Origin of the sequence: Pseudomonas sp. NBRC 111130 (assembly GCF_001320485.1) — a bacterium.
Taxonomy (GTDB): domain Bacteria; phylum Pseudomonadota; class Gammaproteobacteria; order Pseudomonadales; family Pseudomonadaceae; genus Aquipseudomonas; species Aquipseudomonas vlassakiae.
Map to the genome: position 1 here is coordinate 97,807 of NZ_BCBG01000003.1, position 26,965 is coordinate 124,771.

Annotated in this window: 27 protein-coding genes and 1 pseudogene; 16 read left to right on the plus strand and 12 right to left on the minus strand. The window is 62.3% G+C overall.

The features are described from left to right. Positions 1–70: 70 nt before the first annotated feature. Positions 71–997, minus strand: a complete 927-nt coding sequence (tal, locus tag APH33_RS01825) for a transaldolase (protein WP_054883513.1) — start codon at positions 995–997, stop codon at positions 71–73. A 169-nt stretch (positions 998–1,166) separates the two neighbouring features. After that, positions 1,167–2,177: a tRNA dihydrouridine(20/20a) synthase DusA gene (gene dusA, locus APH33_RS01830; RefSeq protein ID WP_054883660.1), complete on the minus strand. Its 1,011-nt coding sequence runs from the start codon at positions 2,175–2,177 to the stop codon at positions 1,167–1,169. Positions 2,178–2,278: 101 nt separating this feature from the next. On the opposite strand from dusA, the gene APH33_RS01835 reads away from it, so the two are divergent. The 4 genes from APH33_RS01835 (at position 2,279) to APH33_RS27580 (ending at position 5,598) form a co-directional block, all read left to right on the plus strand. Then, on the plus strand, positions 2,279–3,400 hold the full coding sequence (locus tag APH33_RS01835) for a site-specific integrase (protein WP_054883514.1): 1,122 nt from the start codon (positions 2,279–2,281) through the stop codon (positions 3,398–3,400). 438 nt (positions 3,401–3,838) lie between these two features. Then, positions 3,839–4,246 (plus strand): hypothetical protein, encoded by a 408-nt coding sequence (locus tag APH33_RS01840; RefSeq protein WP_054883515.1) that lies wholly within the window; start codon positions 3,839–3,841, stop codon positions 4,244–4,246. 329 nt (positions 4,247–4,575) lie between these two features. Then, the gene (locus tag APH33_RS01845) at positions 4,576–4,929 is read left to right on the plus strand and encodes a hypothetical protein (protein WP_054883516.1); all 354 of its coding nucleotides are present in this window, start codon (positions 4,576–4,578) and stop codon (positions 4,927–4,929) included. Between the two features lie 201 nt (positions 4,930–5,130). Further along, positions 5,131–5,598 carry a hypothetical protein gene (locus tag APH33_RS27580; protein WP_249342004.1) on the plus strand — a complete coding sequence of 156 codons (468 nt, stop codon included), beginning with the start codon at positions 5,131–5,133 and terminating at the stop codon, positions 5,596–5,598. A gap of 220 nt (positions 5,599–5,818) precedes the next feature. Here the strand turns inward: APH33_RS27580 and APH33_RS01855 are convergent, their stop codons facing one another. From APH33_RS01855 to APH33_RS01870, 4 genes are all read right to left on the minus strand, one after another. Next, positions 5,819–6,274: a hypothetical protein gene (locus APH33_RS01855; RefSeq protein ID WP_054883517.1), complete on the minus strand. Its 456-nt coding sequence runs from the start codon at positions 6,272–6,274 to the stop codon at positions 5,819–5,821. A 216-nt stretch (positions 6,275–6,490) separates the two neighbouring features. Continuing rightward, the gene (locus APH33_RS01860) at positions 6,491–6,940 is read right to left on the minus strand and encodes a hypothetical protein (protein WP_054883518.1); all 450 of its coding nucleotides are present in this window, start codon (positions 6,938–6,940) and stop codon (positions 6,491–6,493) included. Between the two features lie 104 nt (positions 6,941–7,044). Continuing rightward, positions 7,045–7,287, minus strand: a complete 243-nt coding sequence (locus tag APH33_RS01865) for a hypothetical protein (protein ID WP_082433381.1) — start codon at positions 7,285–7,287, stop codon at positions 7,045–7,047. Between the two features lie 161 nt (positions 7,288–7,448). Continuing rightward, positions 7,449–7,724, minus strand: a complete 276-nt coding sequence (locus APH33_RS01870; protein WP_054883519.1) for a pyocin activator PrtN family protein — start codon at positions 7,722–7,724, stop codon at positions 7,449–7,451. A gap of 159 nt (positions 7,725–7,883) precedes the next feature. On the opposite strand from APH33_RS01870, the pseudogene APH33_RS01875 reads away from it, so the two are divergent. Further along, positions 7,884–8,090: pseudogene (locus tag APH33_RS01875) on the plus strand (phage portal protein); the annotation flags it as partial. 117 nt (positions 8,091–8,207) lie between these two features. Here the strand turns inward: APH33_RS01875 and APH33_RS01880 are convergent. Further along, positions 8,208–9,962, minus strand: a complete 1,755-nt coding sequence (locus tag APH33_RS01880) for a phosphoethanolamine transferase CptA (RefSeq protein ID WP_082433383.1) — start codon at positions 9,960–9,962, stop codon at positions 8,208–8,210. 357 nt (positions 9,963–10,319) lie between these two features. Here APH33_RS01880 and APH33_RS01885 point away from each other — a divergent pair, with 357 nt between their 5' ends. The 9 genes from APH33_RS01885 (at position 10,320) to APH33_RS01925 (ending at position 20,626) form a co-directional block, all read left to right on the plus strand. After that, positions 10,320–10,919 (plus strand): DUF2491 family protein, encoded by a 600-nt coding sequence (locus tag APH33_RS01885; RefSeq protein WP_054883522.1) that lies wholly within the window; start codon positions 10,320–10,322, stop codon positions 10,917–10,919. 12 nt (positions 10,920–10,931) lie between these two features. Continuing rightward, positions 10,932–11,357 carry a DUF350 domain-containing protein gene (locus APH33_RS01890; RefSeq protein WP_054883523.1) on the plus strand — a complete coding sequence of 142 codons (426 nt, stop codon included), beginning with the start codon at positions 10,932–10,934 and terminating at the stop codon, positions 11,355–11,357. Positions 11,358–11,373: 16 nt separating this feature from the next. Beyond that, entirely contained in the window at positions 11,374–12,108 is a 735-nt protein-coding gene (locus tag APH33_RS01895) for a DUF1190 domain-containing protein (RefSeq protein WP_054883524.1), read from the plus strand. Between the two features lie 2 nt (positions 12,109–12,110). Beyond that, positions 12,111–13,268, plus strand: coding sequence for a glutathionylspermidine synthase family protein (locus APH33_RS01900; protein ID WP_054883525.1), 1,158 nt, complete (start codon positions 12,111–12,113; stop codon positions 13,266–13,268). A 256-nt stretch (positions 13,269–13,524) separates the two neighbouring features. Continuing rightward, positions 13,525–14,007, plus strand: a complete 483-nt coding sequence (locus tag APH33_RS01905) for a formate dehydrogenase subunit gamma (RefSeq protein WP_054883526.1) — start codon at positions 13,525–13,527, stop codon at positions 14,005–14,007. After that, positions 14,001–15,560 carry an NADH-quinone oxidoreductase subunit NuoF gene (locus tag APH33_RS01910; RefSeq protein WP_054883527.1) on the plus strand — a complete coding sequence of 520 codons (1,560 nt, stop codon included), beginning with the start codon at positions 14,001–14,003 and terminating at the stop codon, positions 15,558–15,560. The genes APH33_RS01905 and APH33_RS01910 overlap by 7 nt, the downstream gene beginning before the upstream one ends. Continuing rightward, a complete protein-coding gene (gene fdhF, locus APH33_RS01915; protein WP_054883528.1) occupies positions 15,557–18,427 on the plus strand; it encodes a formate dehydrogenase subunit alpha in 2,871 nt (956 codons plus the stop codon). The genes APH33_RS01910 and fdhF overlap by 4 nt, the downstream gene beginning before the upstream one ends. After that, positions 18,424–18,627 carry a formate dehydrogenase subunit delta gene (locus APH33_RS01920; protein WP_054883529.1) on the plus strand — a complete coding sequence of 68 codons (204 nt, stop codon included), beginning with the start codon at positions 18,424–18,426 and terminating at the stop codon, positions 18,625–18,627. Before fdhF ends, APH33_RS01920 begins: the two co-directional genes overlap by 4 nt. A gap of 193 nt (positions 18,628–18,820) precedes the next feature. Then, positions 18,821–20,626 carry an ABC transporter ATP-binding protein/permease gene (locus APH33_RS01925; RefSeq protein ID WP_054883530.1) on the plus strand — a complete coding sequence of 602 codons (1,806 nt, stop codon included), beginning with the start codon at positions 18,821–18,823 and terminating at the stop codon, positions 20,624–20,626. A gap of 121 nt (positions 20,627–20,747) precedes the next feature. Here APH33_RS01925 and APH33_RS01930 read toward each other — a convergent pair whose 3' ends face one another. Further along, on the minus strand, positions 20,748–21,452 hold the full coding sequence (locus APH33_RS01930) for an SOS response-associated peptidase family protein (RefSeq protein WP_054883531.1): 705 nt from the start codon (positions 21,450–21,452) through the stop codon (positions 20,748–20,750). 200 nt (positions 21,453–21,652) lie between these two features. Between APH33_RS01930 and APH33_RS01935 the strand changes: the two genes are divergently transcribed. Further along, positions 21,653–21,982: a S24 family peptidase gene (locus tag APH33_RS01935; protein ID WP_156351859.1), complete on the plus strand. Its 330-nt coding sequence runs from the start codon at positions 21,653–21,655 to the stop codon at positions 21,980–21,982. Here the strand turns inward: APH33_RS01935 and APH33_RS01940 are convergent. The 3 genes from APH33_RS01940 to APH33_RS01950 form a co-directional block, all read right to left on the minus strand. Beyond that, positions 21,979–23,181 (minus strand): MFS transporter, encoded by a 1,203-nt coding sequence (locus APH33_RS01940; protein ID WP_054883533.1) that lies wholly within the window; start codon positions 23,179–23,181, stop codon positions 21,979–21,981. The two genes, APH33_RS01935 and APH33_RS01940, sit on opposite strands and share 4 nt — an antisense overlap. 229 nt (positions 23,182–23,410) lie before the next feature. After that, positions 23,411–24,694 (minus strand): arsenic transporter, encoded by a 1,284-nt coding sequence (locus APH33_RS01945; protein ID WP_054883534.1) that lies wholly within the window; start codon positions 24,692–24,694, stop codon positions 23,411–23,413. A 155-nt stretch (positions 24,695–24,849) separates the two neighbouring features. Then, entirely contained in the window at positions 24,850–25,425 is a 576-nt protein-coding gene (locus APH33_RS01950) for a biliverdin-producing heme oxygenase (protein WP_054883535.1), read from the minus strand. A gap of 140 nt (positions 25,426–25,565) precedes the next feature. Here APH33_RS01950 and APH33_RS01955 point away from each other — a divergent pair, with 140 nt between their 5' ends. Next, positions 25,566–26,105 carry a histidine phosphatase family protein gene (locus tag APH33_RS01955; protein WP_054883663.1) on the plus strand — a complete coding sequence of 180 codons (540 nt, stop codon included), beginning with the start codon at positions 25,566–25,568 and terminating at the stop codon, positions 26,103–26,105. A 19-nt stretch (positions 26,106–26,124) separates the two neighbouring features. Here APH33_RS01955 and APH33_RS01960 read toward each other — a convergent pair whose 3' ends face one another. Then, entirely contained in the window at positions 26,125–26,910 is a 786-nt protein-coding gene (locus APH33_RS01960; protein ID WP_054883536.1) for a sulfite exporter TauE/SafE family protein, read from the minus strand. Between the last annotated feature and the right edge of the window lie 55 nt (positions 26,911–26,965).

Genomic DNA, 26,965 nt, shown 5'->3' on the forward strand with positions numbered 1-26,965 from the left:
ACAGCCCGCTGAAACGAAACGGGCGGAAAATGCTGAACATTTCCCGCCCGCCTGGCAAACCTTAGATGTATCAGGCTTTTTCAGCCATCAACTTCTCGAGTTTTTCCTGATCCCGGGCGAACTGGCGAATACCTTCAGCCAGCTTCTCGGTGCCCATGGCATCTTCGTTCATCGCCCAGCGGAACTGGCTTTCGTTCAGCACCTGTCTGGCTTCACCGGCATTGCCCGGCTTGAGAACCCGCGGCAGTTCGCCTTGGTCGCTGCTCAGCTTGTCCAGCAGGTCCGGGCTGATGGTCAGGCGATCACACCCGGCCAGCTGTTCGATCTGGCCGAGGTTGCGGAAGCTGGCGCCCATGACCACGGTGTCGTAGCCATTGGCCTTGTAGTAGTTGTAGATGCGCGTGACCGACTGCACGCCCGGGTCTTCGGCGCCGACGTATTCCTGGCCGGTATTCTTCTTGTACCAGTCGTAGATGCGGCCCACGAATGGCGAAATCAGAAACACCCCGGCGTCGGCGCAGGCCTGGGCCTGGGCGAAGGAGAACAGCAGGGTCAGGTTGGTCTGGATGCCTTCCTTTTCCAGCTTCTCGGCAGCGCGGATGCCTTCCCAGGTGGAGGCCAGCTTGATCAGCACGCGGTTTTTCGACACCCCTGCGGTTTCGTACAGGCCGATCAGCTGGCGTGCCTTGTTCAGCAGCGCCGGCTCATCGAACGACAGGCGCGCATCCACCTCGGTGGAGATGCGCCCTGGAATGACTTTGAGAATGCCCGCGCCCACGGCCACGGCGAACTTGTCGCAGGCCAGGTCTACATCGCCCTTGGCATCGGCCTTCACTTGCTTGAGCAGCTCGGCGTAGCCCGGGATGGCCGCGGCCTTGAGCAGCAGGGAAGGGTTGGTGGTGGCATCGACCGGCTTGAGGCGGGTGATGGCATCCAGGTCCCCGGTGTCGGCAACCACGGTGGTGAACTGCTTGAGTTGTTCCAGCTTGGAGGTCATGGGCGTGCTCTGTCCTGTGCATTTACTCGACATTACCCGAGGCCCGACGGGCGCTCAAGAGGCCAGTGGGGCGGGGCAGAAGTGCCGACGGTGATGATTCGAGTCAGGAGGTGGCGTGAGGTTCCCTGGGTGTTCGCCTTGAGTGTTGCAGCGCCTGTCAGCCCCAGCCTCACCGCCCCTGCATCAACTCCGCCGCCTGATCAAACACCTTCAGCGGCTCCGCCGCCTTGTGAATATCCGCCGACAACAGCTGCCGGAACCGCCGCGCACCCGGGAACCCCTGGCCAAGCCCCAGGATATGCCGGGTGATGTGATGCATCGCGCCACCACTCTCCATATGCGCCACGATATAAGGCCGCAGTTGCTCCAGTGCCTCGCTGCGGCTCACTACCGGCGCTTCGCTGGCAAACAGCTGCTGATCCACCTCGGCCAGCAGGTAAGGGTTGTGGTACACCTCGCGCCCCAGCATCACGCCATCGAAGGTCTCTAGATGCGCCTGGCATTCCGCCAGGGTCTTGATCCCGCCATTGAGCACGATCTCCAGGTCCGGGAAGTCCGCCTTCAACTGCGCAGCGATGTCATAGCGCAGCGGTGGGATCTCGCGGTTTTCCTTCGGCGACAGCCCCTCGAGAATCGCGATCCGCGCATGCACGGTAAAACTCCGGCAACCGGCCTCGCGCACCTGGCCCACGAAATCGCACAGCTCGGCATAGCTGTCACGGCCATTGATGCCGATGCGGTGCTTTACCGTCACTGGCGTGGATACCGCATCCTGCATGGCCTTCACGCAATCGGCGACCAGCGCCGGGTGGGCCATCAGGCAAGCGCCGATCATGTTGTTCTGCACCCGGTCGCTCGGGCAGCCAACGTTGAGGTTGACCTCGTCGTAGCCAGCTTCCTCGGCCAACTTGGCACAAGCGGCCAGCTCGGCCGGCACGCTGCCGCCCAACTGCAGGGCCAGCGGGTGCTCGGAGGCGTCGTGGCGCAGGAAACGGTGGGAGTCGTTGTGCAGGAGGGCACCGGTGGTGACCATTTCGGTGTAGAGCAGAGTGTGCTTGGAGAGCAGGCGCAGGAAGAACCGGCAGTGGCGGTCAGTCCAATCCATCATGGGGGCAACGCTGAAGCGGCGGGACGGCTCAGGGCGCGTGGTGTCTGGCTTAGCGCCTGATTTTGCAGTGATTTCGTTCAACGTGTTTCGTACCGATTTTCGGGAGTTTTGGGGCGTTTTTACCAAGCGCTTTGTACAATGTACCAATCGAATCAGGACGTGTACCAGTTCTCATGGCAACGATCAGGCCCCGCAAGAAGGCCGACGGCTCCATCAGCTACACAGCTCAGATCCGCATCAACCGCGATAAGGTGACAGTCTACCAAGAGAGCCAGACGTTCGCCCGCAAACAGGCGGCGGTGGCCTGGGCGAAGCGACGGGAAACCGAGTTGGCGGAACCTGGTGCAATCGGGCGGGCCAGCCGGGTAGGACGCACGGTCAAGCAGATGATCGACCGCTACCTAGTCGAGGCCGAGAAAGCCCGGCCGTTGGGCGAGACGAAGCGCCGCACGTTGAATGCCATCAAGAACAGCTACCTGGGGGAGAAGGTGGATTCTGACCTCACCCAGCAGGTGCTGGTGGACTATGCGCTGTGGCGCATGAGTCCTGAAGGTGGAGGCATTAAACCGCAGACGGCCGGCAATGACCTGGCGCACCTGGGGTCGGTGCTGTCCCTGGCCAGGGCGGCGTGGGGATATGAGATTGACGCGCAAGCAATGCCAGATGCGCGTCTGGTGCTGAAGAAGTTCGGCTACAACCTGAAGAGCCGAGAGCGGGATCGGCGTCCTACGCTGGATGAGCTCGATAAGGTGATGGAGCACTTCTTCGAGATGTTGCAGCGGCGTCCGAGCGTCATCCACATGCCCAAGGTAGTAGCGTTCGCAATTTTTTCGACCCGCCGAATGGACGAGATCACACGCATACGGTGGGAAGATCTCGATGAGCACCGGCAGGCAGTGAAGGTGCGGGACATGAAAAACCCCGGTCAGAAGATTGGCAACGATGTCTGGTGTTACTTGCCGGATGAAGCGTGGATCATCGTGCAGAGCATGCCCAGAGCGTGTCGCGAGATATTCCCGTACAACACGGATTCAATCGGCACAGCCTGGTCGAAGGCATGCAAGATGAAAGGGATAGAGGATCTGCACTTCCACGACTTGCGTCACGAAGGGGTGAGTCGGTTGTTTGAAATGGACTGGGACATACCGAGGGTCTCAAGCGTATCTGGTCACCGTGATTGGAACTCGCTGCGGCGGTATACCCATTTGCGTGGGCGAGGCGATGGGTATAAAGGTTGGAAGTGGCTGGATCAGATCATTCAGGCACCGGTTAAACTCGGCGCCCGGGCTGAGTAGGCGGGTGGGTAACGATGCTATCCCCTATCAGCGCTTACTCATGGTAGGCATCGGCATTGGGTCGATTGCCGTCAGTCGCGAACGGCTGCTTTCGACCCAAAGCAGACGCTGAGCTGACATTTGCCACAAGCTGTCACCAACAAGCGAATTGATGACTCACCCGCCTCAAGAAACATGTCCTGGCGATGCGCGCAGATCATCTCTGCGTCAGAGGGGTCGACAGGCTGGCATTGCAGGCCGGAAAATGCTGCACATCCTTGTGATTCGATCATCGTTCGTCCAGTGTCGGTGGCATCGACTCATAGACCGGTAGCATCTGGCACCATCAGGTGTAATGGCAATTACTCGCGCTGCGGGATGCACTGGAGTTCTGGGCAGCATTACCTGAGAGGTCGGCAGGTGATTGGTCCATGCACCTCAACCTGAAAGGTCACAGAGATGTCTGATTTTGCCGAGCTGATTGGCCATTGGTATGGCGCAGATGAACTTGAGTCAATTGACGCGATAGCGCGTCTGGTTCCGGCACTTGAGTTCGTTGCCATGACCGCGGCCCAGCAGGAGCATGCGCTTCCAGGCTGCCTGGCTTGTGAGGTGTGGAATACAAAGATGCGTCATGTGCAGGACGCGCTCCAGGACATTGGCAATGTCTTGCCTGATTCGATTGCGGTGCCATTGAACAGCGTATGGGCGCTCTATTCATCGATGGCAGACACCGACCTGCCTTGCCATGATCGATCGATCTTTCAACGGGGCCATTGGCAGCCGATGCGCGAGGTTGCCGAGCTGGCTTTGAGTGCGATGGGGCCTGGGGAAGTCAAGGCGTTATTGGCAGAGTTCTCCCGCTGAGGCGTTTGCAGTGCGGTCATTCGCTGCATGCAAATGGATCAGATAAGTGACAGGCGAATCTAGGGCCTACAGCGGCGGATAAGCCACCAGTGAGTGTCTTCATTTTGGGCGGTTAACTGCCTTCACGAATGGCTGATCTGGAGCGAACGCTGTTCACGGATGGCTGCTATCGACCCGAAGCTGCCGTTCACGAAGGGCAGAAATCGGCAAGGAGCGGCCACACAATTCGCAGCCATCCCGGTAATGACTCTGCGCGGCCACCTCAATGTAGGTATGCTTGCGATCCAGTCCGAACTCATCGGCTCGGCACGTACACAGGAGGAGATGAGATGTACGGCTTTGCCAAGGATCTGAAGATCGAAGGTATCCTAGGAGAGGAAATACGGCAGATTCGCATGGGGCGATACGACGTTCAGTTTCTATTTGGCTCAGGCAGCTGCATCGCTGTCCAGAGCCTGATAGAGGTATTTCATGGCGACGAGCTAATTGCAACTTGGTATGAAGACGTCAATTGGACTAGCAGTAATTTCCAAAGGCTCCTGAACGTCTCCGTGACCAGCTACAGCGTGATTGATGAGAGGGTGTTGGAGATCTGCCTAAGTGAAGAGTTCAGACTACGTCTGCACGATAACTCAGAGCAATTCGAAAGCGTGCAAATTTACCCTCAGCACATCGTTATCTAAATAGACCCACCATCAGGGTGGATAGCGCCAGCCCAAAAGGCAAGGCGTAGCGACGGTCCGCTTCGGGTAGAAAGTGGTCTAAGTGACCGGCTGCTTTCGACCCAAAGCGGCCCTTCACGCGGAGGGCCACTATCCGCCAAAAGCAGACATGCGCACCTGGCAAAAGTAAGCTCTACAGACTTCAGGGATTCGAGAGCTGGCATGAGTAATTTGCTATCCATCACAAGCCACAAATCCAACTACAGTCTCGGCTTCTACCCGACGTTTGCCGTTGACGGAGTACCTTTGGAGGTTTGGCTATCTCAGCACAATCGGGAAGCTGAGTTACACCTCGTATCAGCGCATTCAGGCTTGAGCGACGATGACGACACCTATTTGGTATGGGATCGGACCTATTCCACAGCGCCGGGCTGGGAAGCCTTGGTCCCCCTGCTTGTTTGCTCTGATGACTTGGACCTGACATGTACCGTCATTGTTGCTGAGCAGCACGCCGATGAGCACCATGTCCATTGGCGCCGATTTGGTTTGCTGAGGGAATTAATAACTTTGCAATGCCCTGCCGTTGATTGGTATGACTCGATACCGAGCCTGACTTTCGAGCGCTCCCGTTTCGAGAGTGTGCTGGATGCGTTCAGGAAACAAGAGAGCATCAAAATGGACTGGGACTAACGCGGGTTGCTGTCTGCGCGAGCGACCACACTCGACCTTAGCTGCCATCGCCGAGGGCAGCAAGCGGCCAGAAGCGACCGGCCTCGAGTGAACAGACTATCCTAGAGGCTTGTAGGCGTATACGAAACTAGGGAGCGATTCTGGTAGCCATTCGCAAGTGGTCGCCTCGCCCAAGATCGGGTATGTAAGACCAAGTGGCAGCTTACTAACACGGCCCAAATCAAATCTCAGACGCGGCTTTAACGGCGCGCTCATAGGAAGCAGAGCCGAATAAAAAAGGCCCAACACCAAGGATTATGCGAGGCTCTTCATATCCGATTTCGTAAGCGAACTCCTCCCAGATGATCTCGTCACCAGAGCTGCGAATGTGCACTGAATATGCTCCGCACTCGATGTCTCCACATTCAGGGCAAATGTAGATGATTACCCGATTGGACCTTGTCTCGGGCAGGCCGCTTCGGATCAAGCTATTGGCAAAGCGAAGATTTTGTTCTGGATATCCCGATACAAAACCACTCATATAGTCAGAGTGCCCACCGTCAGCGCTTACTAAAATTTCCAATAGAGAACGCTCGTCGATTCTAAAGTCGGCAAAATAACGCTCAACGCTAGTACAACCGTTCGATGCGCCTCCAGAGCGAATCGCATCCTGAAAAGTTATGGTGTTGCGGTGCATGCCTTGTTCCTTACTTCAATATGGTCACGATTACACACATTGGGCGTGACTCACGCAAGTGCAGAGGGCACCGACGACTGTCCGCTTGGACGTTTTTTACCTGCCGCGACGGGCTGCTATGGGTCGATAGCAGACGTTCGCGACTGGTCTCTTTCGACCCTTAGCGGTCATAGCAGCAGGCTTGGCCAAGTCTTCAGAAAGCTTAGCTATCCCAGCCTAATCGCTGCTACTGCCCATCAAAATCCATCTTTTCCCACCCTGCTGAATATCAAAAGCGAAGTCCCAGAACACTGGGTATGCCGGATGGCCCTTGGTTAGCCAAAATGAAGTGAGGGTGCTGGCCTGGTCTAGGCGCACATGCGTGAATAGGTCCTCAAGAAGGCATAGGATTTCGGAGCGTTTTGCATCCAGATCCAGTGGGCCGTAACCGCCATCCCCGGCGTGTAGCAGTTGCTCGGTAACCTCACTGCGAGCCTCGCTTGCGGTCACGCAGGACTGCCCGCAGATGATCACTTGGTTACCGGTGGAAAAAGCGAGTTGCTCTTCAAGCGTTCTATCCAAGTCAAAGGGCCCATAGGTGTTGACCCAGACCGAATAGTTAAAACCCTTCAAGAGATGCTCAAGTCTGAGGATTTCGTTTGCACGTAAATCTTGGGTGATACGCATACTGGCTCCTTTAATAAAAGCTTTGAAGGCTACCTGAGAGCTTTCAAGGCGTTCTGGCTCCAGGCCACTCGCAAACGCACAACAGAAGCCGAATTGCTCTTCAGTTACTCGTAAATTTTTCCGCAGTAAAGAAATGTAGCGAACTGCGCCCACGGGTTGGAAGGTGAAAGCCCTTGGCGAATACCAAATTCACTGACTTCGGCCCAAGCTATTGCGGCATCCAGGAAAGCTTCAACATTGGTATTCTCCCAAGCATTGTTTGCGCGCTTATCAGCTGCTAGGGCGTGGACAAAAGCCAAGAAGGTCGTCGCGTCCATAACCTCGGCCAATTGTTCATGAAGGTCCACGAGTTTCTCCCTCGCTAAGGTATACGTAGGTAGGCATTGTCTTTCATACAATGAGTAACCGCTATGGGTTGTTAGCTGCCCTCGCCAAATGCCGGTCCGGATTGATCGTCGACGATGTCGACCGGCACCGGCACCTGGCCAGGCGAGGTGCAATCTCCCGGTTAGCCGGCCCGCAGTGTCTTGTTCAATTGCGCACACTCCTTGCGGGCAGCCTCCCGCTGCTGATCCAAGTAATGCGCCAGGTCGGCAATATGAATGCCTCGTGCGCTCTTCTGGCTTGCCTCGAGCCTGGTGATAGGAAGCTTGATTTGTCCGGCAAGAACCTTCCGCTGAAACATGTCAGGGGTCAGGTGGGTGAAGTAGTCGGTGCACACTTGGTCGATTGGGATGATGGCGAGTCCGTTGTATTGCGCCATTAGCATGAATGCAGTGTTCATGGCTTGCGCCCTCGCATGATGATGAAGCCAGCTGCTTGACGGGTTTTAGAGCATTGGTCGTGATTGCCCTTCACGCGAGCCTTACCGCAGATGTCGCAAATGAACGACATGGCTGACTCGCCTCTACCATGGGGGCAAGGGACTGTGAGCGGACGTTATATGTCCCTCGGCCGTTCGGGCATCTTGGTGCCCGAACGGATCAAGGCCAGCTATGAAGGCGCCGCCGAGGGACGGCGCTCGTCGGGGTGGGATGCGCCGGATACCGGTGTGAACAGCCTGATCATGCCGGCCTTGCGCAACCTGCGTTCCCGCTCCCGCAGCGCGGTGCGCAATGACCCATATTCGGTTTACGTTTCCTCGGTTAGAGGCGAATAAGGTTCTGGCTGAGGCCAACAAGCCCGTTGAGTCGTTTTGAGGAAAGGCCGATGGCGTGATCTGGGACCTCGCCATCAGCCTTCAGAACGGTGGATACCCGTCCGCTCGCTACGGCCGGGAATTGGCCGCAGTCTGTTGAGCCTGCCCCGCCGTGTCCTGCGGCAGCTGGTCGAACTCATGCAACCCATCCTTGCGGTACGGGTCGCCAATCCAGCGCGGCATTGGCGTGAACTGCGTGCTCACCAGGCTCTTGGCCGGCTCGTACCGGTCGTAGCTCAACCCTGCCAGGTCCGACAGCGTATGAATCAGGTGCGAGCTGCTGTAGGCACGGTTGGCCATCGACTCCAGGTCACGCGGGTGCTCGGCCTGCCAGCTCGGTGAGGTCCACAGCAGGAACGGCACGGTGTACATCGGCCGGGTCGGCGCGCCTTCGTTGCGGCCCAGGCGGTCGTGGTTGCCGGAGCTGTAGACGTCTTCGCCGTGGTCGGACAGGTACAGCAAGAAGCCGTTGGGCGTGGTCGCCGAATACTGTTTGATCAGGCTCGACACCACGAAATCGTTATAGCGCACGGCATTGTCGTAGAAGTTGTAGGTTTCTACCTGGTCATCGGTCAGTGCAGCCGGCGCACCTTTGCGATCAGTGAAGTGCTGGTAGGCATCCGGGTACCGGTAGCGGTAGTCCATGTGCGTGCCCAGCAGGTGGACGATGATGAACTTCTTCGGCGCCGGGTCTTTGAGGGCCTTATCGAACGGTGGCAGTACCACTTCGTCGTACTGGCTGGCGTTCTGGTTGCGTTGGTTGTTCAGGTACACCTGCTCGTCCGTCTGCTGCGAGAACGTGGTGAGCATGGTGTTGCGCTTGGTCATGGTCTGCTGGTTGGTGATCCAGAAGGTCTTGTAGCCTGCCTGTTTCATCAGGTTGATCAGCGACGGGTCGGTGAGGAAGCGGTCGGGGTGTTCCTCGTCGCCAAAGGTGAGGATTTGCTGCATCACCTCGATGGTGTAGGGGCGCGGGGTCACCACGTTGCGGAATACGGTCAGGCTCTTGTCGGCGGCCAGGGCATCCAGGTTGGGGGTGGTGTCGCGGTTGTAGCCGTACAGGTGCATGTGTTCGCGGGTAGTCGACTCGCCAAGTACCAGCACCAGGGTGCGCGGGGCGTCGCCGCTGCTGTCCTGCAGGTTCTGCAGGGGCGGCAGGGCAGCGTTCTGCGCCAGCAGTTTCTGCATGTTGTTCAGCTGCTGCAGGTACTGACGGTAACCGACCACCAGCTGCCAGGGCACGGCAGGCTCCATGCGTTGCTGCACTTTTTCCACGGCGTCGGCGAAATTGCGTTCCTGGGTGACCATCTGCTTGTAGAACGGCAGCACCAGGTTGACGACCAGCAACAGCACCACCACCGGGATGCGGCTGCGCAGGCGCAGGGTGACCGGGCGCACGCGGGTCCACAGCAGCACGGCGCCCACGGTGTAGGCCAGCAGGCCGAGCATCAGGCCAATGCTGAAGTACTGGCTGAAGTATTCGCCCGCTTCGGCGGTGTTCGACTCGAACATCACGAAGATGACGCTTTGCGAGAATTCCTGGTGGTAGATGCCGAAGTAGCTCAAACCCACCAGCGAGGCGGCCCACAACACCACGCCGATCACGGCGGCGAGGGTGCGGGTGAGGCGTGGCAGCAGCAGGACCGGGACGAACCACAGGGTGCTGAGGAACAGGGCATCGCGGAAGCCAGCGAAACCGGTGGTACCGCTGAACAGCAGCAACGCCTGGGTGACGCCGGAGAAATACCAGAAGAACAGCAGGAGCCAGCCCAGGCCGGCCCAGTCCACCCGCTTGGATGTGGATGGGGATGCGGTGTTTGCCACGTGTGCCTCGTAACCATGGCGGCAGCCAGAAAAGGGGGCTGCCGGAAAGGCAGAGACGCTAGAGGGCGGATCGTGAAAATTACGTTAACGGAGTATGGAAAAAGTCTTAACGAATCGTTGCTCAAGACCTACTCCCACCGGCATCGTGAATGGTCTGAAGCGCTGTGCAAGGCTCAGGGCGCTGTCGCTTGGGCTGCGCAGCACGCTGGGGCATCGCCGGCAAACCGGCGCCCAGGCCAGTAGTTACACCACATTTCCAGCGAAAAGAATGCTCACACCGTCAGTATTGGCCCAGGTATTGAAACCCGTTAAGGTGTCGCCCCCAGCAAGGAACGCCGCGACCCCAGGGAGTAATTGATGTCGCTTTTCAATCGGGCCAGCCCGCCTTTCGACCTGCGTTTTGGCAGTACCTTCACGCCTGCTCCAACGCTTGAGCCGTTGCTCGACGGTTACTCTGAACTTCAGCTCCCCGGCCCGGAAACGGTATGGGCCTGCGGCGAGGTCGACCTTGGCCAGTCCGTACGCCTTTTGCGGTACTACCTGGACGACGAAGATTACTGGCTGCAAGTGCTGATGCACGGCAGCCAGCCGGGCGATACCGTGCTGTTCGGCTACCACAGCGCCATTGCCGTGCGCGACGATGCGCACCGGCAGGCGCTGGTTGGCTGTCTGTCCAAGGTCGGCCTGCCGATCTACACGCACGAAGGCTGCCTCTACTCCCGCCAATGGGGCCAGGCTCAAGGGCAGGCTGAACTGGTCCCGTTCCATGAGCAGGTGGTCAGCCCGCAGGCGCGCTATGGCGTCCAGCACCTGTCGATGCTTTATGCCCGCGACACGGGCCTGCCCGACCGTCGCGAATTTCTGCTGTTTTCCCTCGAAGAAGATGAGCACGGTGCGCTCACCTTCACCACCTCGCTGGGTGTCACCCTGTTCCCCACGGACTTCAACGTAACCTGACAAGGATTCACCATGCTCGACGCGCTTCGCCTGTCACTCAATGCTTCGGCGGTGACCGGTTTCATTCTCTATATCAGTGTGGCGCTGCTGCTGTTCTGGCTGTTCCAGTTCATCTACACGCGCATTACGCCCCACCGCGAGTTTTCGCTGATCCGCGAAAACAATCCGGCGGCGGCCATCGCCCTCGGGGGCTCGCTGATCGGTTTCTCGCTGCCAGCCAGCAACATCATCGCCTACAGCGTGAGCATCCTTGACTTCGTCGCCTGGGTGGTGATCGCAGCCGTGGTGCAGTTGCTCGCCTTCGGCCTCACCAGCCTGGTGCTGCGCGACCTGTCCAGGCGCATCGCCAAGGGTGAACTGGCTGCGGCCATATACGCGGCCAGCGTGGCAATCAGCGTGGGCTTCCTCAACTCGGCCTGCATGACGCCGGCGGCCTGACATGCAAGGAGCCCCCATGAAGCCCCCTGTTCGACGCAGCTCCGTCAAGCTGGTGCTGGCCGGTTCGCTGCCACTGGCGCTGACCGCTTGCGGCCCGCAGGAAGAGCTGTACACGGTCACCCAGCAAAGCAATTTCGACAGCGTTGCCGCCTGCGTCGCCGACCAGGTGCCGGAACCCGCCTGCAACGATGCCTTCAAGCGGGCGCTGGCGGATTACAAGCGCAATGCACCGACATTTTTCACCCAGGCGGAGTGCGAGGCGCAGTTCACCCCGGACGGTTGCCAGATCACCGTTGGTGGGCGCTACATGCCGCGCATGAGTGGCTTCGAGCTGCAGACCAGCGCTGAGGTGACGCAGTCTCAGCTCGACGCGGGCTATGCCCAGGGCGGTGGCTATGGCCATGTGGCCACCGCCGCAGTGGCTGGCATGCTGCTTGCGCAGATGGGCAACAGCGCCAGCCGTCACTACAACGCGCAACCGTTGTATGCCTACCGCGACGGTACAGGCCAGCGGCACGGCTTGCTTGGCCAGCGTTACGGTGCCACGGGTGGCGGTATTCAGCGGGTGAAGCAGGACGAAGAGAGCAACAGCTCATCGAGTGGCGGAGGGGGTGGTGGCGGCTACGGCGGCTCAAGCCGCAACGAGTCGCGTTCGGCGACTTCAGCCTCGGTCACGCGTGGTGGCTTTGGCAGCCAGGCCACTGCGCGCAGTGGCTGGGGCGGCAGATCCGGCAGTTTCTTCGGGGGCTAGGCATGCGCAAGGTCGAACTGGCGGAGCGTCCCGACTGGCGCACGACAGCCCTGCGCGAGGGCTTTGCCTTTCACACGATCGACGGTGAGCGTTACTGGGACGAGCGTGGGTACTATCAATTCAGCGAGGCCCAGGTGATGCATGACCTGCACGCCCCGACCGCAGAGCTGCACGCGATGTGTCTGGACGCGGTAGGGCGCATCGTCGAAAGCGAAGCGCTGATGGCGCGCCTGGCAATCCCGCCAGCCTTCTTCGACCTGGTACGCCGCTCATGGCTGGAGGGGCAGGCGCACCTCTACGGGCGCTTCGACTTCAGCTACGACGGCAAAGGCCCGGCGAAGTTGATCGAGGCCAATTACGACACGCCCACCTCGCTGTACGAAGCCGCAGCATTTCAGTTGATCTGGCTGGAGGAGCAGATTCAGCGCGGTGTTCTGCCCGCCGAGGCGAGCCAGTTCAATACCCTGGCCGAAGACCTGGTCCAGGCATTTGCAGCGATGCCTGGGCATGCAGATTTCTATTTTTCGACCATCTCCGGTTCGCTGGAGGACCGTGGTACCACCGACTTCCTGCGCAAGATGGCCGAGCATGCCGGCATCCGTACCCGGCATATCGACCTGGAAGACATCGGCCTGGACGGCGATGGCCGCTTCGTCGACCTGCAGGGGCGGGCGATTGCACGGCTGTTCAAGCTGCATGCCTGGGAGCACATGTTCCACGAGGACTTCGGCCAGGCGATTGGCGGGTGCGACACGCAGTTCGTCGAGCCGCCCTGGAAGGCGTTGATTTCCAACAAAGGCATTCTGCCGTTGCTTTGGCAATGGCATGAAGGCCACCCGAACCTGCTCCCGGCGTTTGTCGACCACAGCCCGCACCTGCCGGTGCCCAAGGGCTGGGTACGCAAACCGTATTTCTCGCGGGAAGGGGCCAACGTGGATATCCGCACTGCCGAGGGGGAGCGGGTTTTCGAGGACGGCCCATACGATGATGCGCCTTACATCCTGCAGGGTTTTGCTCCGCTGCCGAAGTTTGGCGACAGCTATACCCTGATCGGGTCCTGGGTGGTTGGGGGCAGGGCTTCGGGGATCGGCATCCGCGAGGATGATTCGTTGATAACCAAGGACAGTTCACGGTTCCTGCCTCATGTGGTGATTGGCTGAGAGGCCAGCAAACACCTGCAAGAATCCTGAGGTCGGTTTCAGGATGCGCCTGGTCGCTCGCACGCAACCTAACGGCGTCACAACTGCCATGCTTGTGGGATGCCCATGAGCCCAGTGCGCGCAGACGCACGGCCATCGGCAAGGAGGCCACCGCGCCCACGCCACCGTGACGTGGCCGGTGTGCCGCAGCAGAACACGCCGGATACCTGCCCTTCACAATAATTCAGGCAGGGTCCGTGATGCCGAGGTCCGCTGTATGCCTGATGAACTGCTTCACCTGCCGGTAATCCAGAACATCCTGACCCGCGAGAAGGACGCTCCCGGCGCGCTGTTGCCGATCCTTCACGCCATCCAGGACGCTGTCGGTTTCATCCCCGAAGCTGCTGTTCCTGAAATCGCCCATGCCCTTAACCTCAGCCTCGCCGAGGTGCGCGGGGTGATCAGCTTCTATCACGACTTCCGCACCTCACCGCCTGCTCGTCACACCCTGCGCCTGTGCCGCGCCGAATCGTGCCAGAGCCGTGGCAGCGAAGCCCTGGCTGCGCAGCTGCGCGAACAGCTGGCGCTGGATGACCATGGCACCAGCGCCGACGGTGCCATCAGCCTGCGCCCGGTGTACTGCCTGGGCGCTTGCGCCTGCTCGCCGGCGCTGGAGCTGGATGGCCAGGTGCATGCAAGGCTTACCCCTGAGCGCCTGCGGGCGTTGGTGAACGGTTGCCTGGAGGGTGAAACATGCTGAAGTTGTGCATTCCCTGTGACTCGGTCGCCCGCGCAGTCGGTGCCGATGAGGTCGCCGATGCAATCCAGGCCGAGGCCGCGCGCCGCCAGTTGCCCGTCGATATTCAACGCACCAGTTCGCGTGGCCTGTATTGGCTGGAGCCGCTGCTGGAGTGCGAAAGCAGCGAAGGGCGCCAGGGCTTCGGCCCGGTCAGCCCGGCAGACGTGCCGTCGCTGCTTGACGCCCTGGCGGGTGAACCCGGCGGCCATTCGCTGGCGCTGGGCCCGGTCGAAGCAATCCCTTACCTGAAAACCCAGCAGCGCCTGCTGTTCGCCCGCGCGGGCATCACCCGCCCGTTGTCGCTGGACGACTACCGTGCCCATGGCGGTTTCAAGGGCCTGGAAACGGCGGTGGCGATGGACGGCGCCGCCGTGGTCGCCACCGTGCTCGACTCCGGCCTGCGCGGCCGTGGCGGCGCGGCGTTCCCGGCCGGCATCAAGTGGCGCACCGTGCGCGAGGCCAGTGCAGCGCAAAAGTACGTGGTGTGTAACGCCGATGAAGGCGATTCTGGCACCTTCGCTGACCGCATGCTGATGGAGGGCGACCCCTTCCTGCTGATCGAAGGCATGATCATCGCCGGCCTTGCCGTCGGGGCCGACAAAGGCTACATCTATGTGCGCTCGGAGTATCCCGACGCCATCCGCGTGCTCAACCAGGCCTTCGCCATCGCCCGCGACGCCGGTTATCTGGGCAGCGACGTGGCCGGCAGCGGCCAGGCTTTCGACCTGGAAGTACGGGTGGGTGCCGGTGCCTATATCTGCGGCGAGGAAACCGCGCTGCTCGAATCCATCGAAGGCAAACGCGGCATCGTCCGCGCCAAGCCGCCGTTGCCCGCGCTCGAAGGCCTGTTCGGCCTGCCGACCCTGGTGCACAACGTGCTTACCCTGGCCTCGGTGCCGACCATCCTGGCCGAGGGCGCGGCGTTCTACCGTGATTTCGGCATGGGCCGCTCGCTGGGCACCATGCCGTTCCAGCTGGCCGGCAACATCCGCAACGGTGGCCTGGTGGAGCGCGCTTTCGGCCTGACCCTGCGCGAATTGGTGGAAGGCTACGGCGGCGGCACCGCCAGCGGCCGGCCGCTCAAGGCCGCCCAGGTCGGCGGCCCGCTCGGCGCCTGGGTACCGCCCAGCCACTTCGATACGCCGCTGGACTACGAGGCCTTCGCCGCCATGGGCGCGATGCTCGGCCATGGTGGCGTGGTGGTGGCCGACGATACACTGAACATGGCCAGCATGGCGCGCTTTGCCCTGCAGTTCTGCGCCGAGGAATCCTGCGGCAAATGCACCCCGTGCCGGATCGGCTCGACCCGTGGCATGGAGGTGGTCGACCGGCTGATTGCGAGCAGCGACTTCACCGAGCGCCATGACCAGGCGCTGCTGCTGCGCGACCTCTGCGACACCATGCAGTACGGCTCGCTGTGCGCCATGGGCGGCATGACCGCCTACCCGGTGGCCAGCGCCCTCAAGTACTTCCCCGCCGATTTCGGGCTGACCACCACGGAGGCCGCACAGTGATCATCTATTTCGATCCAGAGACCGACCTGGGCACGCCAGCCCGTGACAGCGACGTGCAGGTCAGCCTGAACATCGATGGCCGCAGCATCAGCGTGCCGGCCGGCACCTCGGTGATGCGCGCCGCCGCCATGCTTGGCACCAGCATCCCCAAGCTGTGCGCCACCGACAGCCTCGAAGCCTTCGGCTCGTGCCGCATGTGCATGGTGGAAATCGACGGCATGCGTGGCTACCCGGCCTCGTGCACCACGCCGGTCAGCGAGGGCATGGTCGTGCGCACGCAAACCCCGCGCCTGGCCGACCTGCGCCGCAATGTGATGGAGCTGTACATCTCCGACCACCCGCTGGATTGCCTGACCTGCTCGGCCAACGGCAACTGCGAACTGCAGACCGTTGCCGGCCAGGTCGGTCTGCGCGAGGTGCGCTACGGCTATGACGGCGCCAACCACCTGGCGGAGAAGAAGGACACCTCCAACCCGTATTTCGACTACGAACCCAGCAAGTGCATCGTCTGCAGCCGCTGCGTGCGTGCCTGCGAAGACATCCAGGGCACCTTCGCCCTGACCATCACCGGGCGCGGTTTCGAGTCGCGGGTAGCGGCAGCCGGTGGCGACAACTTCCTGGCCTCCGAATGCGTGTCGTGTGGCGCCTGCGTGCAGGCCTGCCCGACGGCGACCCTCACTGAGAAGAGCCTGGTCCAGCTTGGCCAGCCCGAGCGTGCGGTGATCACCACCTGTGCCTATTGCGGTGTTGGCTGCTCGTTCCGCGCCGAGATGAAGGGCGACCAGCTGGTGCGTATGGTCCCGGACAAGAATGGCGGCGCCAACCACGGCCACGCCTGCGTCAAGGGCCGCTTCGCCTGGGGCTATGCCACCCACCCCGATCGCATCACCAGGCCGATGATCCGCAAGCGCCTGGAAGACCCATGGCAGGAAGTCAGCTGGGATGAGGCGGTCACCTACGCCGCCAGCGAGTTCCGCCGCATCCAGCTCAAGTACGGGCGGGATTCCATCGGCGGCATCACCTCCAGCCGCTGCACCAACGAAGAAGCCTACCTGGTGCAAAAGCTGGTGCGCACGGCGTTCGGCAACAACAACGTCGACACCTGCGCCCGGGTTTGCCATTCGCCGACCGGCTATGGCCTGAAGCAGACCCTGGGTGAGTCGGCTGGCACCCAGAGCTTCGATTCGGTGATGCAGGCCGATGTGATCCTGGTGATCGGCGCCAACCCAACCGACGCCCACCCGGTATTTGGCTCGCAGCTCAAGCGCCGCCTGCGCCAAGGCGCACGGCTGATCGTCATCGACCCAAGGCGCATCGACCTGGTCGACTCGCCCCACGCCCGCGCCGAACTGCACCTGCAGCTGCGCCCCGGTACCAACGTGGCCATGCTCAATGCCCTGGCACATGTGATCGTCAGCGAGGGGCTGCTGGCCCAGACGTTCATCGACGCCCGCTGCGAAACCGAGGACTTTGCCCGCTGGCGTGACTTCGTCAGCCTGCCGGAAAACGCCCCGGAAGCCCTGGGGCCCGTATGCGGTGTGCCCGCCGAGCAGATCCGCCGTGCCGCCCGGTTGTACGCCACCGGTGGCAACGCGGCGATCTACTACGGCCTGGGGGTGACCGAACACAGCCAGGGCAGCACCGCAGTCATGGGCATCGCCAACCTGGCCATGGCCACCGGCAACATCGGCCGTGAAGGGGTAGGGGTGAACCCGCTGCGTGGGCAGAACAATGTGCAGGGCTCGTGCGACATGGGGTCGTTCCCCCACGAGCTGCCGGGCTACCGGCATATCTCCAACGAGGGGGTGCGGGCCGAGTTCGAGCAGGCGTGGGGCGTGACCTTGCAGCCCGATCCGGGCCTGCGTATTCCCAACATGTTCGAAGCGGCGCTCGATGGCAGTTTCAAGGCGCTGTACTGCCAGGGCGAGGACATCGCCCAGAGCGACCCCAACACCCAGCATGTCACCGCTGCCCTGCGCGCCATGGAATGTGTGGTGGTGCAGGACATCTTCCTCAACGAGACGGCCAAGTTTGCCCATGTGTTCCTGCCGGGCAGCTCGTTCCTCGAGAAGGACGGCACCTTCACCAACGCCGAGCGGCGCATCTCGCGGGTGCGCAAGGTCATGGAACCGCTCGCCGGCAAGGCCGACTGGGAGGCTACCGTGGCCTTGGCCAATGCTCTGGGCTATCCGATGGACTACCGCCATCCATCCGAGATCATGGACGAGATCGCCCGCCTGACCCCGAGCTTCCACCGCGTCAGTTATGCCGAGATCGACCGCCACGGCAGCCTGCAATGGCCGTGCAACGACGCCGCCCCGGACGGCACCCCGACCATGCACATCGAGCAGTTCGTGCGCGGCAAGGGGCGTTTCATGCTTACCGGTTATGTGCCCACCGACGAGAGGGTCAACAGCCGTTACCCGTTGCTGCTGACCACCGGACGCATCCTCAGCCAGTACAACGTCGGCGCCCAGACCCGGCGCACCAGCAACACCGCGTGGCACGATGCCGACCGGCTGGAGATCCACCCCGACGACGCTGAAAGCCGCGGCATCCATGACGGCGATTGGGTCGGCATCGGCAGCCGTGCAGGGCAGACTGTGCTGCGTGCCAAGGTCAGCACGCGGGTGGCCCCGGGGGTGGTGTACACCACCTTCCATTTCCCCGAGTCCGGTGCCAACGTGATCACCACCGACAACTCCGACTGGGCCACCAACTGCCCGGAATACAAGGTCACGGCGGTGGAAGTGGTGAAGGTGTTCCACCCATCGGAATGGCAGAAGCGCTACCAGGACTTCAGTGACCAACAGCGGCGTCTGCTCAAGGAGCGCCGCACACAGGAACAAGCCGAGGTGCGCCGATGAGCAGTGACAACCTGGTCAAGATGGCCAACCAGATTGCCCACTACTTCGACAGCGAGCCAAACCGGGCGCAGGCGGTGCAGGGCGTGAGGCAGCATCTGCACAGCTTCTGGACGCCGGCGATGCGCCGGCAGCTGGGGGAGTGGATTGCCGAGCATGGCCAGGAAGGGCTGGATGCCAAGGTGGTAGAGGCCCTGGCCTAGCGCCTGTCTGTTCCGGCCTCTTCGCGGGCTTGCCCGCTCCCACAGGTGTGGCACCGACTTCAAGGCCGGTGATATCCCTGTGGGCAAGCCCGCGAAGAGGCCGGCACAGGCAAAATGAAATGTCCGTCATTTATGCAAGACGAATCCCGCCGCAATGCTACGCTCGCGGAAACCCTCGTCACGGATATCTTCTATGGACATGAACTGGCACCAGGCCCTGCAAGAGAGCCTGAGCTGGCTTGCAATCGCCTCGTTCATCACCCTCATCGGCTTCACCGCTGCTGCTTTCCTGGCCGTGCGCTACACGCGCTGGGGCAGCCAGTTCTGGCAGCTGGCGGGGCCTTACTTCACCTTCCGCCGCAGCTGGCGCCCGCTGCTGGTGTTCGGCCTGCTGCTGGTGCTGACGCTGTTCTCGGTGCGCCTGAACGTGCTGTTCTCGTTCTGGTACAACGGCTTCTACAGCGCCCTGCAGGCTCTCGACCAGACGGCCTTCTGGTACCTGCTGGGGGTGTTCGCGGTGCTGGCCACCATCCATGTGCTGCGTTCGCTGTTCACCTTCTACGTGACCCAGGCGTTCAGCATTCAATGGCGGGTGTGGCTGACCGAGCGCCTGACCGGCGACTGGATGAAAGCCGATGCCTATTACCGCGGCCGTTTCCTCGCCGAGCCGGTGGACAACCCCGACCAGCGTATCGAACTGGACGTCAGCGCGTTCGTCACCCATTCTGTTTCGCTGGCCCTGGGCGCGGTCAGCGCGCTGGTTTCGCTGGTGGCCTTTACCGGCATCCTCTGGGGCCTGTCGGCGCCGCTGACAGTGGCGGGGTACGAGATACCCCGGGCGATGGTGTTTGCGGTGTATATCTACGTGCTGATCGCCACCTGGATTGCCTTCCGCCTCGGCCGGCCGTTGATCCGCCTGAATTTCCTCAATGAAAAACTCACGGCGAACTTCCGTTATGCGCTGATGCGCCTGCGCGAGAACGCCGAGAACATTGCCTTCTACCAGGGCGCTGCGGTCGAACGGGCAACCTTGCTCGGGCGCTTCGGCGCACTGATCGGCAACGTCTGGGCGCTGGTGTTCCGAAACCTGAAGTTCAGCGGTTTCAACCTTGGCGTCAGCCAGGTGGCGGTGGTGTTCCCGTTCATCCTGCAGGCGCCACGTTTTTTCAGCGGGGCGATCAAGCTCGGTGACGTGATGCAGACCTCCCAGGCGTTCGGCCAGGTGCAGGATTCGCTGTCATTCTTCCGTGAGTCCTACGACACCTTTGCCCAGTACCGCGCCACCCTCGACCGTTTGACCGGCTTCCTCAATGCCAACGACCAGGCCAGTGCGCTGCCACGGGTGCTGACCGAAGACCAGCCACGCGCCCTGGATATCATTGGCCTGCAGGTGCTGCGCCCGGACGGGCATGCGCTGATTGCCGACCTCGACCTGCGCCTGCAGGGCGGCCAGGCGCTGCTGATCAAAGGGCCGTCGGGCAGCGGCAAGACCACCTTGCTGCGCGCCCTGGCAGGCCTGTGGCCGTATGCCGAGGGCGAAGTCCGGCGGCCGTTGGGGACCCAGGCGTTGTTCCTGTCGCAGCGGCCTTACCTGCCGCTGGGCGACTTGCGTGCCGCCATTGCCTACCCGGCCGACAGCCAGCCGGAGGATGAAGCGCGCATGCAGCAGGCCCTGCGCGAGGTCAACCTGGCGCACCTGGCCGAGCGGCTGGCGGTGAGTTGCGACTGGTCGAACATTCTCTCGGTCGGTGAACAGCAACGCCTGGCGTTTGCCCGGGTGCTGTTCAACCGGCCGCAGGTGGTGTTCCTCGACGAATCCACCTCGGCGATGGACGAAGGGCTGGAGCATGCGATGTATGCGCTGTTGCGTAAGGAGATGCCCGAGACCTTGCTGGTGAGCGTGGGGCATCGCAGCACCTTGGCCGACTTCCATACCCACCGGCTGGAAGTGGATGGGCAAGGCGGCTGGTCGCTGCGCCAGCAGGAGGTTCTGGTTTAGCCAGTGCTGGCCTCTTCGCGGGCATGCCCGCTCCCGCAGGTGGTGCACAGATCTGGAGTTCTGCGCTGTATCTGTGGGAGCGGGCGCGCCCGCGAAGAGGCCATCACAGGCATCAAAAACTTCAAGGCTGATGCTCGGCATCCAGCATGACGATCAGCTCAGCCCCTTCATTGCGCACATTCCCCACCTCCTTGCCCACCGCAAACCACTCGAACGCCGCCACCGGCAAGCACTGCTCCCGCGCCAGGCGCTCGGCCTTCTCGGCAGGTACCTCGGGGTCAATCCAGGCTCGCGCATGCTCCGGGCTCAGCACCAGGGGCCGGCGGTCTTGGATATCGACCATCCCCGCATCGCTGGCGGCGGTGATGATCACGAAGCCATCGCCTTCGTTAGGCTCCTGCCCGGCACGCACCTCGGCCAGTGCCGCCATGAACATCGGGGCCTGGTTTTTCAGGCGAATGAAATAGGGTTGTTTACGCTCGGGGTCATGCGGGTCAGCCACCCACTCGTACCAGCCGTCAGCCATCACCAAAGCCCGCCCGTGCGGCCAAAGGGCCTTGAAGAACTTGCCGGAGGTCACCGTCTCGACCCGCGCGTTGATCGGTGCCGGCCGCTTGCCCGTGGCCCAGAACGGCGCCCAACCCCAATGGCAGGGGGCGATGCGCAGGCCATCGGTGGCCTGATGCAGGATCAGCACGCGGCTGCCGGGGGCGACGTTGTAGCGGCCGATCGGCACGTTGTCGTACCCGCTGATCACGTCCTGTTCGGCGTCCAGTTCACGCAGGTAGTCGGCCAGGCCCTGGTACTGGGCGAAGCGTCCACACATGGCATCTACCCCCACTTGTCAAAATATCCTGCGGCGAAATTGACCGGATACCTGCTACGGCGTTTACTGTATATGCATACAGCTAAACATCAAGGCCGTCGCATGACTTTCTTCCTGGCTCCCATCACGGGGGCCAGTGTGCCGTGCCGCGCTATCTGTTCCGTGTTCCGGCGGGCTTTGCGTCACCTGCCGCCGACCACATGGAGCAGCCCATCTCGCTGGACGAGCTGCCCAACCTGCGGGCACCGCACATTTATCTGGTCAGGATAGACGGCGACAGCCTGCAAGGTGCCGGCATATTTGATTGCGACCTGGTGCTCGTCGACCGTTCGATAGAGGCGCGCCATGGCCATATCGTGATTGCCGCAGTCAACGGCGAGCCGCCGTGCAAGCGGCTGCAGTACGTCGCCGGGCAAGTGCTGCTGCGCTCGGAAAACCTGCGCTATGCGCCACGCTACCTCATGGAGGGTGACGACTTCATGATCTGGGGCGTGGGGACGTTCAGTTTGCGCAGCCATGACCCGGCTTAGCGCAGCAGCATCACTCCGACGAGGGTGGCGCCGGCAAAACCCGCCCCGACCAGGAAGGTCGCCTGGAACCCGGCGCCATCCCACAGCAGCCCGGCCACCACACTGGCGCCCAGCAGTGCCACCCCAGTCAGCAAGTTGAACAGGCCGAACGCGGTGCCACGCATGCTGGCCGGTGCACGGTCGGCAATCAGCGCGGCGAAGATGCCCTGGGTGAACCCCAGGTGCAGGCCCCAGGCGGCAACCCCGAGCGCCAGCCCGGCCCAGCCTGGCAACAGGGCCAGCAACAGGTCAGCGGCGATCAGCAGGCCCAGTCCTGTCATCAGCACGCCACGGCGGCCGACGCGGTCTGACAGCGCGCCGGCCGGGTAGGCCGACAGCGAATAGGCCAGGGCCATGAGCACCAGCACCGCGGGCGCCCACAAAGGCGCCAGGCCCATATCCTGGGCGCGCAGCAGCAGGAAAGCCTCGCTGAACCGGGCCAGTGTGAACAGCATGGCCAGGCCGCTCAGGCGCCAGTAGGCCGGGCCCAGGCGCGCCAGTTCATGCCATGCCAGCGGCGAGCGCACCGGCCGCGCGCTGGGTGCTGTCTCGGGCTCACGGACGAAGGCAACGAGAATGTACACGGCGACGAACGCCGGGATCACCGCCACCCAGAACACCGTCTGGAAATGGCTCGCCGTCAGCCACATCAGCCCGATCGCCAGCAACGGGCCGAGGAAAGCTCCCACGGTGTCCAGCGCCTGGCGCAGGCCGAATGCCGCGCCACGCAGTTCGGCCGGCGTCACATCGGCGACCAGCGCATCGCGCGGGGCGCCGCGGATACCCTTGCCGATGCGGTCGACGAAGCGCGCCGCAGTCAGCCACTCCAGGCCGGAGGCCAGCGGGAACACTGGCTTGGTCAGCGCGCCCAGGCCATAGCCCAGCACCGTCAGCAGCTTGCGCTTGCCGAGGCGGTCGCTGAGTGCGCCGGAGAACACCTTGATGATCGACGCGGTGGCCTCGGCGATACCCTCGATGAAGCCAACGGCGACCACTGACGTACCGAGCACGGTGACCATGTACAGCGGCAGCAGGGCGTGGATCATTTCCGAGGAGATGTCCATGAACATCGACACGAAACCCAGCGCCCAGACGCTACGAGGGATCTTCGGCAGGGCCTTGGCGGTGCTGCCTTGTTCGGACTTTTCGGCACTGTGCATCGGGAGCCTCGATGGAGTTGTCACAGCTCGAAACTGTAGGACTGCGTGCGCAGGATGCAAATTGGATGAGTGGCTGGAGGCATCGGCAAGGCGTTGTGATTCACTGTATATAGATACAGTATCGATGATATTTGCAATGAAGCCCGCAACGTACGCCCATCGTCGTGCTCAGCAACAATGACGGCTGTGTCGTCGCTCGCGGTGCCGAGGCCAAGCCTGCCCGGCGATCTCAAATGCTCAGCCGCACTGCCAGCGCCGCCAAGGTCACCAGCAGCACCGGCACTGTAAGCAGCACGCCAACCTTGAAGTAATACCCCCAGCCAATCGTCACTCCCTTGCGCGCCAGCACATGCAGCCAGAGCAAGGTCGCCAGGCTGCCGATCGGCGTAATCTTCGGCCCCAGGTCGCAGCCGATCACGTTGGCGTAGATCATTGCCTCGCGTACCACGCCGTGCGCCTCGCTGGCGTGGATCGACAGTGCGCCGATCAGCACGCTGGGCAGGTTGTTCATCACCGAGGACAGCAGCGCGGCAATCAGCCCGGTTCCCAGTGATGCCGCCCACAGGCCATGCCCGGCCAGGCCATTGAGCACGTGGGTCAGCGAGTCGGTCAGGCCGGCATTGCGCAGCCCGTAGACCACCAGGTACATGCCCAGCGAGAACACCACGATGTGCCACGGCGCCTCACGCAGCACGCGGCGGGTCATGATGACGTGGCCGCGCGCAGCCACCGCGAACAGCACCAGCGCCCCCGCAGTGGACACGGCGCTGACCGGAATGCCGAGCGGCTCCAGCACGAACAACCCGGCCAGCAGGCCCACAAGCACTACCCAGCCGACGCGGAAGGTAGCGCGATCGCGGATGGCCAGGGCCGGTAGCTTGAGGTCCTCGGCAGTGTATCGGGCCGGGATGTCACGGCGAAAATACAACCCCAGCACCAGCAGCGTGGCCGCCACCGCCACCAGGTTCACCGGCACCATCACCGACGCGTAGGCATTGAAACCGAGGCCGAAGTAGTCAGCTGAAACAATGTTCACCAGGTTCGACACGACCAACGGCAGGCTGGCGGTGTCGGCAATGAAACCGGCACCCATGACGAAGGCGAGGGTCGCTGCGGGGGAGAAACGCAGGGCCAGCAGCATCGACATGACGATCGGGGTGAGGATCAGCGCTGCCCCGTCATTGGCGAACAATGCCGACACCGCAGCCCCCAGCAGCACCATGAAGGCGAACAGCCTGCGCCCGTCGCCGCGCGCCCAACGTGCCACGTGCAGCGCTGTCCATTCGAAGAAACCCGCCTCATCCAGCAACAGGCTGATGACGATCAGGGCGATGAAGGTGCCGGTGGCGTTCCAGATGATCGCCCATACGGTGGGGATGTCCTGCACTGAGACCACCCCGAACAACAGCGCCAGCACGGCGCCAAGGCTGGCGCTCCAGCCGACGCCGAGGCCCTTGGGCTGCCAGATGACCAGGGTCAGGGTGAACAGGAAGATCAGTGCGGCTGGGAGCATGGGCAAGGGATTCGTTGAGGGAGAGGGTCGACGTGAAGCGTCTGTGGGTTGTACCTGAAATCGTACCTTTCAACTACAAGGATCTGACCGGCCAATGGATGGCCAGGGTCGCTCGCGAGCATGCTGAAGACACCGGTCAGGGCAAGCGGCAGTCGCTAGTGCAAGACACCGCGATGGTCCAGCCACGCTTCGAAGCGGGTAAAGGTGTCGATGGCGGCCTGCATGGTAGCGGCCTGTTCTGCAGCCGGTGCCCGGCCAAGCCGCTCCAGGAAGCTTCGCCAGTAGCTGCCGGTCCGTTCGCCATACACGTCGAGAAAGGCTGCACCGCTGTCGTGGCCGATGCCCAGGCGCTCGGCCATCGCCCGCTTGAGCACCTGGCCACCCAGGGTCGAACCCTCCAGCACGTACATAACACCCAGCGCGCTGGCCTCGTCGTGGATGGCCGGCAGTGCCTGGCACAGCGGCAGGGCGCCGATGTCGGCTTCGCTCAGGCCCAAGGCCAGCAGGTCGCGGGCCAAGGTTGGGGCCTTGTGGCGCTCTCGTCCCTGGTAATCGCTCAAGCGATGTTCCAGGGGAAAGTGAAAACCGTAGTAGGCCTGCAGCAGGCGCCGATAGTCAGCGCTATCGAAGCTGGGGCTGAAGAACGGCAGGCGCGCCTCCAGCAGCTTGTGGCAGTCACGGGTGCCTTGGCGCAGGGCAAGTAGCAAAGGGCTGGGCGTAGTGGTGGGCATCGATCTGGCTCTGGTGGCATTTCGCCTAGGTAGGAGTGGCGATGCTAACTCGACGTTCCGCCCTGGCGTGACTTTGTTGCGGTAAAAAAGTGGCTGGCATGTTAAACCAGTCGGCCTGACTTTCAATGAAGAACGCCTTGGTGAAAGCCGTACGCCTGACCTTGCTCTGCCATGCCCTGACCCCGGCCCAGAAAAGCGGGCGCCTGGCGCAGCCCGACGACGGCATTTTGCCTTCGGCCCTCGAGTCCTTGGCGTCTACTCCCGGCATGCAGCTGCTGGCTGCGCCTGAGCGGCGCGCGCAGGAGACGGCGCTGTGCCTCTCGTCGCAGGTGCAGTGCGTACCGGCATTGGCCGATTGCGCCCTTGGCCATTGGCAGGGTTTGCCACTCAAACAGTTGCAGGCCGAGCAGCCTCAGGCGTTGGCGCTGTGGCTCGCCGACCCGCTCAGTGCGCCCCCTGGCGGTGAATCGTTTGCGCAGGTGTGCGAACGTGTAAAGGCATGGTTGACGGCCTTCGACGGGCCGGGTGAGTGGCTGGCGGTCACTCACCCCTGGGTGATCCGCGCCGCACTGGTGGCGGTGCTGGAATGCCCGCTGGCTGCTGCGCAGCGGATCGATGTGCTGCCGTTGTCGCGGGTCGAGTTGAGCTTTGCCGGGCAGTGGCGCTTGCGTCTGGGTTGAGCAAGCGCCGGTTGCCAGGTCAGAACACCAGCTTGTAGCCGATCAGCAGCAACATGGTCGCCAGGCAAGGGCGCAGGACGCGATCAGAGATGCGCCCGGTGAGGTGGCTGCCAAGGTAGATGCCCGGCAGCGAGCCCAGCAGCAGGTAACCCAGCAGCGACCAGTCCATGTTGCCCATGCCGGCGTGGCCGATACCGGCAACCAAGGTCAGGGGGACGGCATGGGCGATTTCGGTGCCAACCAGGCGACGGGTGGCCAGGAAGGGGTAGAGCAGGAACAGCGCCACGGTACCCAGGGCGCCGGCACCGATCGAGGTCAGGGTGACCATGACGCCCAGCAGTACGCCGGTCAGCACAGTGAGAACGTTCAGGCTGCGGTCGCTGAGGTGATAGTGGTCACCCGCATGACGGCTGGCGAACGCTTGCAGGCGCGTCTTGAACAGGATTGCCAGGGCGGTGAGGATCAGCACCACCGCCAGGCCCTGCTTGATAATGGCGTTCAGCGCCGTGGTGTCGGTGTGCAGGCTGCTGAGGAACCACAGGGTCAGGGCTGCCGCCGGTACGCTACCGAGGCTGAGCAGGCCGGTGATCTTCCAGTCGATGTTCTTCTGTCGGGCATGCACCCAGACGCCACTGCCCTTGGTGATCGCCGCATACAACAAGTCGGTGCCCACGGCAGTCGCCGGGTTGATGCCGAACCACAGCAGGATCGGGGTCATCAGTGAGCCACCACCGACGCCGGTCATGCCGACGATGAAACCCACAACCAGTCCGGCAATGGTGAAACCGAAAGAACCTACATCCATACGCTACTCGACTGCCCAGCTTTGCCCGTTATCGGATGCGTGCCAGCATATAGGG